The organism is Pseudomonas sp. M2(2023) (assembly GCF_030263955.1).
GTDB lineage: Bacteria > Pseudomonadota > Gammaproteobacteria > Pseudomonadales > Pseudomonadaceae > Aquipseudomonas > Aquipseudomonas asiatica.
In genome coordinates this window covers 5,431,811-5,441,020 of sequence record NZ_CP127114.1, presented here as the reverse complement: position 1 = coordinate 5,441,020, position 9,210 = coordinate 5,431,811, and the positions used below count along the sequence as shown (strand labels likewise).

9 protein-coding genes and 1 pseudogene are annotated in these 9,210 nt (G+C 58.1%); 9 read left to right on the top strand and 1 reads right to left on the bottom strand.

What is annotated here, in order from left to right; genetic code table 11:
• The first annotated feature begins 154 nt into the window (after positions 1–154).
• The 8 genes and pseudogenes from QN085_RS24945 to QN085_RS24910 all read left to right on the top strand — a co-directional run bounded on the left by QN085_RS24945 (position 155) and on the right by QN085_RS24910 (position 6,944).
• Positions 155–496 (top strand): hypothetical protein, encoded by a 342-nt coding sequence (locus QN085_RS24945; RefSeq protein WP_023661418.1) that lies wholly within the window; start codon positions 155–157, stop codon positions 494–496.
• Positions 497–693: 197 nt separating this feature from the next.
• Positions 694–1,593 carry a TauD/TfdA dioxygenase family protein gene (locus tag QN085_RS24940; protein WP_023661417.1) on the top strand — a complete coding sequence of 300 codons (900 nt, stop codon included), beginning with the start codon at positions 694–696 and terminating at the stop codon, positions 1,591–1,593.
• Between the two features lie 17 nt (positions 1,594–1,610).
• On the top strand, positions 1,611–2,630 hold the full coding sequence (locus tag QN085_RS24935; RefSeq protein WP_023661416.1) for an ABC transporter substrate-binding protein: 1,020 nt from the start codon (positions 1,611–1,613) through the stop codon (positions 2,628–2,630).
• A gap of 6 nt (positions 2,631–2,636) precedes the next feature.
• The gene (locus QN085_RS24930) at positions 2,637–3,500 is read left to right on the top strand and encodes an ABC transporter ATP-binding protein (protein WP_023661415.1); all 864 of its coding nucleotides are present in this window, start codon (positions 2,637–2,639) and stop codon (positions 3,498–3,500) included.
• A 14-nt stretch (positions 3,501–3,514) separates the two neighbouring features.
• Positions 3,515–4,378 (top strand): ABC transporter permease, encoded by an 864-nt coding sequence (locus QN085_RS24925; protein ID WP_015268522.1) that lies wholly within the window; start codon positions 3,515–3,517, stop codon positions 4,376–4,378.
• 223 nt (positions 4,379–4,601) lie between these two features.
• Complete coding sequence (locus tag QN085_RS24920; RefSeq protein ID WP_023661414.1) at positions 4,602–5,090, top strand: Hcp family type VI secretion system effector; 489 nt, start codon at positions 4,602–4,604, stop codon at positions 5,088–5,090.
• Positions 5,091–5,099: 9 nt separating this feature from the next.
• A pseudogene (locus tag QN085_RS24915) lies at positions 5,100–6,077 on the top strand (hypothetical protein).
• 414 nt (positions 6,078–6,491) lie between these two features.
• Entirely contained in the window at positions 6,492–6,944 is a 453-nt protein-coding gene (locus QN085_RS24910) for a hypothetical protein (RefSeq protein ID WP_128637109.1), read from the top strand.
• A gap of 542 nt (positions 6,945–7,486) precedes the next feature.
• Here the strand turns inward: QN085_RS24910 and QN085_RS24905 are convergent.
• A complete protein-coding gene (locus tag QN085_RS24905) occupies positions 7,487–8,056 on the bottom strand; it encodes a WCX domain-containing protein (protein ID WP_023661410.1) in 570 nt (189 codons plus the stop codon).
• Between the two features lie 207 nt (positions 8,057–8,263).
• On the opposite strand from QN085_RS24905, the gene QN085_RS24900 reads away from it, so the two are divergent.
• Positions 8,264–9,058: a tetratricopeptide repeat protein gene (locus QN085_RS24900; protein ID WP_031324551.1), complete on the top strand. Its 795-nt coding sequence runs from the start codon at positions 8,264–8,266 to the stop codon at positions 9,056–9,058.
• The last annotated feature ends 152 nt before the right edge of the window (positions 9,059–9,210 follow it).

Sequence of the window (9,210 nt, the reverse complement as noted above, 5' to 3'; positions counted from 1 at the left end):
TTACAGGGATCGCGTTAGTCAGGCAGGGCCCTTATCGGCTCTTTCCCGCAACCCCCACCACAGCGCATACTCTTGCGCCGGGCCTGCGCGCCCGGCGATCTTTGCCTATGCTGCTGTCTACCAACAAGGAATCAACGTGACGAGGGACACCGCCATGTTCTACGTGCAACGCGACGCCACCGGCCAGTTGCTGCGGGTAGAAGCAGCCGCTTTTGACGAGTTCACCGAAATGCTCCCCGCTGACCATGCCGAGATCCAGGAATGGTTTGCCGACGACGTCGTGGAAAACAGCCTCAACCAGCTCAAGCAAAGCGACCTGGACATGATCCGCGTGCTTGAGGACCTGATCGATGTGCTGACCGCCAAAGGTGTATTCAAGATCACCGACTTGCCGCCAGGTGCCCAGGCCAAACTGCTTAACCGCTCTACGGCGCGCAAGGCGCTCAGCAGCTTGAACAACCTGATCGATGAAGAAGAGCAGGGCGGGCTGATCTGATCGCAGGGCGACAGAACTCAGTGATATGTATATTCCTTAAAGGTATTTAAAATATCCCGCTTATGACTTTATAGTCACTACCACTGCGTACCCGTCGACCAATCGATGTGCCGCACGACTTGAACCCACACGGGAAAACCCCGTGCGTTTCTGATCGTTGCGCGCCATTGAAGTCGCGCACTGCGTGGGAGTGATAAATGTCAGCCGCCTCGAACGCCTTGTCGACCATCGACAGCGCCCAGCCGCAAGTTTTCGAAATCCGTCCGTTCTCCGGTGCCGTAGGCGCCGAGATCATCGGCCTGGACCTGGCCGAGCCGGTCAACGCCAAGGATTTCGCCCGTATCCATCGCGCCCACCTCGACCACCATGTGCTGGTTTTTCGCGACCAGCGCATCAGCCCGGAACAGCAGATTGCCTTCAGCCGCCGCTTTGGTGAGTTGCAGATCCATGTGCTCAAGCAGTTCCTGCTTACAGGCCATCCCGAGATCCTGATCGTTTCCAACATCATCGAAAACGGCCAGAACATCGGCCTGGGCGATGCGGGTAAGTTCTGGCACTCCGACCTGTCGTACAAAGCGCTGCCCAGCCTTGGTTCCATGCTGCATGCCCAAGAGCTGCCCAGCGAAGGCGGCGACACGCTGTTCGCCGACATGCACAAAGCTTGGGACGCCGTACCCGACGCCCTGCGTAAATTGGTCGAGGGCCGCAGTGCTGCCCACTCCTACACCGCCCGTTACGCCGAAACCAAATTCGAAGGCAACTGGCGCCCGAACCTGACCGCCGAGCAATTGGCGCAGGTACAGGAAGTTATCCACCCGGTGGTCCGCACCCACCCGGAAAACGGCCGCAAGGCGCTGTTTGTCAGTGAAGGCTTCACCACCCGCATCGTCGGCCTGCCAGACGATGAAAGCCGCGACGTGCTGCAACAGCTGTACGCCCTGAGCGTGCTGGAGCAGAACATTTACCGCCATCAATGGCAGCCCCACGACCTGGTGTTCTGGGACAATCGCTCGCTGATCCACCTGGCCGCCGGCTGCCCCGCACACCTGCGCCGCAAGCTGTACCGCACCACCATCCAGGGCGACGCCCCGTTCTGACGACTGAGGACATCATCATGCGCAAATCCATCAGCCGCCTGGCGGCAAGCATCGCCCTGGGCGCAAGCCTTGTCGTCGGCAGCCTGGCGGCCCCCACCGCGGCGCAAGCAGAAGGCAAGATTCGCATCGCCGAACAGTTCGGTATCGTCTACCTGCTGCTGAACGTAGTGCGTGACCAGCATCTGATCGAAAAACATGGCAAGGAGCAGGGCATCGACATCGAAGTCGATTGGGCCCAGCTGTCGGGTGGCTCGGCCATCAACGACGCACTGCTGTCCGGTTCGGTGGACATCGCCGGTGCCGGCGTCGGTCCACTGTTGACCGTGTGGGACCGTACCAAGGGCCGACAGAACGTCAAGGCCGTGGCCTCGCTGGGCAACTTCCCGTACTACCTGGTCAGCAGCAACCCCAACGTGAAGACCATTGCCGACCTCTCCGACAAGGACCGCATCGCCGTGCCGGCGGTAGGCGTTTCGGTGCAGTCGCGCTTCCTGCAGTACGCCGCCGCCCAGCAATGGGGCGACAAGGAATACAACCGCCTCGACAAGTACACCCTGGCCGTGCCGCACCCGGATGCCACTGCCGCGCTGCTGGCCGGCGGCACCGAACTCAACGGGCACTTCTCCAACCCGCCGTTTCAGGACCAGGTGTTGGCCAACAAGAACGTGCACGTGGTGCTCAACAGCTACGACCTGCTCGGCCCCAACTCGCCGACCTTGCTGTTCGCCACTGAAAAATTCCGCAAGGACAACCCCAAGACTTACAAGGCCTTCGTCGATGCACTGGCTGAAGCCGCGGACTTCGCCCAGAAGGACAAGGCGGCCGCCGCCGACACCTACATTCGCGTGACCAAGGCCAAGATCGACCGCGATACGTTGATCAAGCTGATCGACAGCCCGCAGTACGAATTCACCGTCACGCCAAAGAACACCTACAAGCTGGCCGACTTCCTCTATCGGGTAGGCGCCATCAAGCACAAGCCGGAATCGTGGAAGGACTACTTCTTCCAGGATGAACGCCCACTGCAGGGGAGCTGACCGATCATGACTGCCCCATTGCCAGGCCACACGGCCAGCAACCTGAGCCGTGTCGCAACACCACCTTTGCTCAAGGTGGATAACCTCAGCCTCGAATACCGCACCGCGCAACGCGTGGTGCGGGCCACCCACCAGGTCAGCTTCGAAGTCGACCGTGCTGACCGTTTCGTGCTGCTCGGCCCCTCCGGCTGCGGCAAGTCCACCTTGCTCAAGGCCGTGGCCGGGTTCATCTCGCCCCAGGAAGGGCAGATTCTGCTGCAAGGCCAGCCGGTCAACGGCCCTGGCCCCGACCGCATCGTGGTGTTCCAGGAGTTCGACCAGCTGCCGCCATGGAAGACGGTGAAACAGAACGTCATGTTCCCTCTGCTGGTGTCGGGCCAGCTGAAACGCGCCGAGGCCGAGGAGCGGGCGCTGCACTACCTGGAAAAAGTCGGCCTGGCCGCCTTCGCCGATGCCTACCCACACACCCTGTCGGGCGGTATGAAGGCGCGCGTGGCGATTGCCCGGGCCTTGGCCACGCAGCCGAAGATCCTGCTGATGGACGAACCGTTCGCGGCACTTGATGCGCTGACCCGGCGCAAGATGCAGGAAGAACTGCTGCTGCTATGGGAGGAGGTGCGTTTTACCCTGCTGTTCGTTACCCACTCCATCGAAGAAGCGCTGGTGGTCGGCAACCGCATCCTGCTGCTGTCACCCCACCCGGGGCGGGTGCGTGCCGAAGTGCACAGCCACCAGTACGACCTGGGCAGCCTGGGTGGTAGCGACTTCCAGGCCAGTGCCCGGCGCATCCATCGTTTGCTGTTCGATGAGGTGGATGCCCCCGAACAGCCCAACGATTTTGGTTTCAACGATATCCGTATCGCCTACTGACAGGAGCTTCAGCCATGACCACTACACCTGTACGCCAGGAATACGAGGTGCAGCTGGAGCCTTTGCTCAGTGTGCCTGTGGAGCGCAACCTGCCTTTGGCTCAGCGCCTGTGGCAGCACGGCTGGCTGCGCAAGGCGGTCATCCTGCTGGTGATCGCCGTGCTGTGGGAGGCCATTGCCCGCTACCAGGGCAACGATCTGCTGCTACCGACCTTCCTGCAGACGGCCACGGCGCTGTGGGACGGCATGGTCAGCGGTGAGTTGCCGGCCAAGGTTGGCGTGTCGCTGGTGATTCTGCTCAAGGGTTACCTGCTGGGGATCATCCTGGCCTTCGGCCTCACCAGCTTGGCGGTGTCGACCCAGCTCGGTCGTGATCTGCTGGGCACCCTGACCTCGATGTTCAACCCGTTGCCGGCGATTGCCCTGCTGCCCCTGGCTTTGCTGTGGTTCGGGCTGGGCGACAACAGCCTGATCTTCGTGCTGGTGCACTCGGTGCTCTGGGCGCTGGCGCTGAATACCTATGCGGGCTTCCTAGGCGTGTCGGAGACCTTGCGCATGGCCGGGCGCAACTACGGCCTGAAAGGGCTGCGGCTGGTACTGCATATCCTTGTCCCGGCGGCGCTGCCGTCAATCCTGTCGGGGCTGAAGATCGGCTGGGCATTCGCTTGGCGAACACTGATCGCTGCCGAGCTGGTGTTCGGGGCCAGCAGTGGCAAAGGCGGGTTGGGCTGGTACATCTTCCAGAACCGCAACGAGCTGTACACCGACAAGGTGTTTGCCGGGTTGGCGGTGGTGATCCTGATCGGTTTACTGGTGGAGGGGCTGGTGTTCAACACGCTGGAGCGGTTGACCGTTCGCCGCTGGGGGATGCAGCGCTGACGCGCATGTGCTTGGTTGGCCCGATCGCCGGCTTGCCGGTGATCCGGCTAATGTTGTCGGCCCAAATGGCGTAACCCTGAAACACTTTCAAATGTTTCAAGCCGACTTGTCGCATAACTTGTAAGAAAATTCCTAATTTAGCATCGATCTGCGCAGAACGATTGCGTTGGAGTTTTTCCGTGCCTAGCCTGTTCCGCTCAATTGTTTACAAGGAACAGTAACCATGGCTTTCGACGCTTATATTCAAATCGCGGAAATCGCTGGCGAAGCAAAGGACGAGCAGTACAGTAACTGGATCGAAATCCTCGGCTACACGTTCGGCAGCAGCCAAAGCGCCTCCGCCACCGACAGTTCCGCAGGCGGCGCCACTTCCGGGCGTACCACCCTGAGCAACCTCACCTTCACCAAGTACCTGGACAACGCCAGTTGCAAACTGCTCGAAGCCAGTTGCGCCGGGCAGCACCTGAAAGAGGTGAGGCTGGTCGTTTGCCGCGCTGGCGGCGATAAACTCAAGTACTACGAAGTGGTGCTCGAAGAAGTGATCATCGCCGACTACGCACAAAGCGCGCATGCCGGCGTACCGACTGAAATAATTCAGCTCGACTACGGCCGTATCAAGACCACCTACACCCGGCAGCAGCGTGTCGATGGTAGTGCCGGCGGCAATGTGACCGGTGGCTGGGACCGGATTGCCAACAAGAAGTTTGCGTGAGGACCGACCATGTCCAAGGCACGCAGCTTTATAAATCCCAAGGCACAGAATTACGCGACGCTGAAGAACGGTACACCGATGAACGCCAACCAGCAGGCCAAGTTCGATGTGCTCAATGGGCATATCGTCAACACCGTGGTCTTGGCCGGCGAACTGGTGATCGTCGGTGACCCCGATACTTCTTCCTGCACCAGCCATGAAGCCTTTCTCATGGGCAAGGCGGCTGGCATCCACCGCGACATCATGCTCAACGGGGGCGGTGTTGACGGTTTCATGCTGGATAACTTCGAGATGCTGCAAAGTCTACTGGCCCATGCATCGATGGGGGCAGGGGCAGCGAGCGATGGCTGGGCCAGGTATCTGGATGCAATCAAGAAGACGCTGGAACAGATCGAGCAACTGCACCGCGAGCATATGAGTGGTGGTGCGTTCAGGGCGCGGGAAGAGTTCTATGCCAAGCGTGTGGAGCTGTTCAGGACGTTGGACGAACAGCTGGGGAGGACCGCCGCTTAAGGTTCTGGATTACGAAATCAAGGATCGATCAAGCGGATGCTGCAGCTTTCTACCAAGCGTTATCTGAGTACCGGGGAGATTTCCGGGTATGCAGAGAAGGTAACGGGAGTGGCGAAGGCTGCGAATCTGATCAAGAAAGGGGCCTACATTGGGGTTGCATTGGATGTGGCGGCGACAGGGTTGTCCATTCATAAGGCGTGCACCATTGGCCGAGAAGAAGAATGTAGAAAGGCCAAATATGTGGAGGGAAGTGGTTTGGTCGGAGGTTTGAGTGGAAGCACCGTAATGGGGGCTGTCGGAGGTGCCGCAGGTACCCTTGTATGCGCTGTAGTACTCGGAATACCTAGTGGAGGGGCCGGTGCATTAGCGTGCGCGGTGGTCGGTGGAGCCGTAGGTGGAAAGATTGGTGGTGAAAATGGTAAAGAGGGTGGTGAGTGGCTTGGGGAAATTCTCTACGAGAGCATTAAGCCATGAGCTCATTTGAGATGAATGTGGTTGCGATTTGTTTTTTCTTCTTGGGTATAGTCGCGCTTTTAGTGCAAATATATATCGCCATAAGATATCTTGATGAGATTGAAGGGCTGCTATGGAAAAGTGATTTTGTATCGGGGAATAGGAAACTTTATTTGCATGCGGGCATCCTCGGTAAAATTATGCGTATCTGTACCATATCAACACTTCTGAGCACGCCATACCTATTTGCTCGCAAGGGATTGGTTGACGAGGCGCAACTGCAGAACTTTCCGGCGCGTATGAAAAGACTGCTCATAGTAACGTGGTGCACAATGTGTATTTCTTCAGTCGCATTCCTCGCGCTCGGGTCTTTTTAAGAAAGTGTTTGGAGGAAGCGCGCAGGCTGCAGTGTGATGCGCGGTGCTCCATTGCACCTTGTCTGAAGAAGCTTGCCGAGATGATGGGAGCAACACTGTTGTTGGTTTGATCCGCTTGGGAGGCGAGTGTGTGGAAAGAGGATTGAATGAAACAGTTGAAGTAATAGGAATGTCTATATTGCTAGTCTGGATGATGATCGGCGTGAGCCTTATGATTTATTTGGCATGCAGATATCTCGATCTGATTGAGTCGGAGCTCTCAGGATGCAGTTATGTGCGTGATAATCAGCTAAATTTCTCATCGGCGGGATTTTTAGGAAGGTTGTTGCGCACCTGCCTAGCCTCAAACATGCTTATGATGCCTGGGATCTTTGTGCGCAGAGGAGTCGCGGATGCTTCCGAGATATCGCGGTTCCCAAGGCGTATTAAAATTAAGATGCTAATTTCTTGGGGAGGGTTAATGGCTTCTACCATTCTATTTTTTGTTTTGCACAATATTTTAAAGTTTTAAGTTTGTCAAGTTGAATTCGCTCTCAAAGAGTTCTTTGCTAGGGCGGGCAAGGGCTATGCTGTTATAAGTGACTTGCATTTTAATTTCATGGTGTCCTCATGGATAGGGTTCGGAGCTTCAGAATGATAGCATTTGAGCCGGGTTTCGTTGTGCTGGTTGTCTTTGGCTTGATATCAATAACGATGGCTGTCCTTGTATATGTATCTCATAGGTACATCAATGTGATTGAAGCCTTGCTTGAAAGATCTCACTATGTAAGAGGTGTAAAGGAAAACTTTTCCCAGGCGGGCTTGCCGGGCAAAGTTCTCCGTACGTGCAATATTGCATGTTTGTTGACTCTACCGGGACCTTACCTGCGGCGCGGATTCGTGAATCCCGAGGAAATGAAGAACTTTCCGAGAGCTATGAAGCGGGTTTTAGTCGGCCTATGGCTAGCATTGACCATCGAAGTGTTGGCCGTGCTGGGGCTTCGGGCTTGGTTTTTTTTCTTTGAGCCAGGAGCCGAGTGAAATAACACAGCCCATGACTTTGCGTATTGATGCTCAAACTCGATGTACATCCTGATACTGTGCCGCCGCTTCAACGAGTGTCCTGGCAATCTCCATGCGTAGCTGGCTGGGCTGTTCGATCACCACGCCTGCTCCCTGGCTCAGCACCCACCAGCGCAACCCCCAGCCATCCTCCACGGTGGCCCGCAGCCGATGGCCCTGCTCCAGCGCTGTCAGCTGCATATCGACACTCAACGGCGCTTCACGCAACTGTCGGGCCAGCAGGTCGCTGACCCAGGCCTGTAGCTCGACCCCTTCACCTTGCGCCGGCTGCAGCGAACCACCGCGCAAAAAACCCTGCAGATCGAAATTCCCACGCAACTCGCCAGCAACGTTCGCCGACCAGTGCCAGCCAAACGGAATGCTCTTGTCATTGCGCTCCAGCGGAAATATCAGCGACAGCTCATTGAGATCACGCTCGACAGTGCGTTTGCTGACGGTGAAGCCCACGTCACGCAGGCGCCAGACCAATTCGGCGCTGGTAATGCCAGGGGAACGGCTGGGCAGCTGGCGTAGCAGCGCCCACTGTCGGCTGAGGGTGGCGCGAGTGGTGGCGAACGGCAAAAGATAACGTCCTTGTCTAGGCTTGCCGCAATAGGATGGCGGCAGGCGTGGGTCATGGCAATTGGCCACAGCCTGCTCAGATCAAGGAAGTCGCATTTGGTTGCCTGGTGCCGAATCGTTCGCGACAGGTTTTGACGTTACGTCACGCAGAATCACGCCTCATCACAGCCGAAGGTTGGGGTTGTGTGTCGTTCAATGAGGATGAACATGTCTGCTGCCAGCAATATCCATTCGCTGCTTGCCCGCCTTTTGCCCGAGCGGGTCATTGCCCCACCGGCCGCTGTCGGGAGGCGACAGCGACTGTTTGCCGGGATCGGGTTGCCCAGCCAGCGCTCGATGCTGGTCAGTCGCCTGGACGAAGCCAGCGACTTGCAGGCGGTTTACGTCGACCTGCGCCGCCAGGCCTTGCAAGGCAATGTGGCGGCGCTCAACGACCTTGGCTGGATCTGGCTCAACGGCAAATACTGGCGTGCTGACACCGTGTTGGCCGGCCACCTGTTGCGCATGGCGGCCCTGCAAGGCAATGCCGCGGCGTGGTTCAACCTTGGGCAGCAACATTACTTCGGCAAAGGTATCGAACCCTCTTACCTACAGGCGGCGGAGTGCTACCGGCAAGCTTTCGAGCGGGGCATGCTGCATGCCGCTGCTGCCCTGGGTGACCTGTACGAGGAAGAAGTGTGCGATGGCAGCCTGCAGTGGCAGGTAGATCTTGTACAGGCGTACCAGTGGTTCCTGCGCGGGGCCGAGCAGGGCGAGGCACGCTGCCGTTTCGAGGTGGGCTACCGGTTGATGCACGGGCTGTACGTGGAGGCTGATCTCAAGGCCGCACTGTACTGGCTGGAACTGGCGGCAGCTGCGGGGGTGGTGCAGGCGGCCGAAGAGCTGGCGGTACACTTCAGCAGCCGTGACGAGGGCCGCTACCAGGAGTGGCGTGACCGGGCGGTGCAGATGGGCAGTACATTGGCCTTGACCATGAAGCTGGAAGACCAGATACAGCCCTGAATGCTCTGTTGCCTGTCCGGGCCTCTTCGCGGGTAAACCCGCTCCCACAGGTACCGCGCATGGCTTGAATCCTATGCAGCACCTGTGGGAGCGGGTTTACCCGCGAAGAGGCCGGCACAGGCAGGCCAGAAGCCCCAGCATGAACAACAATT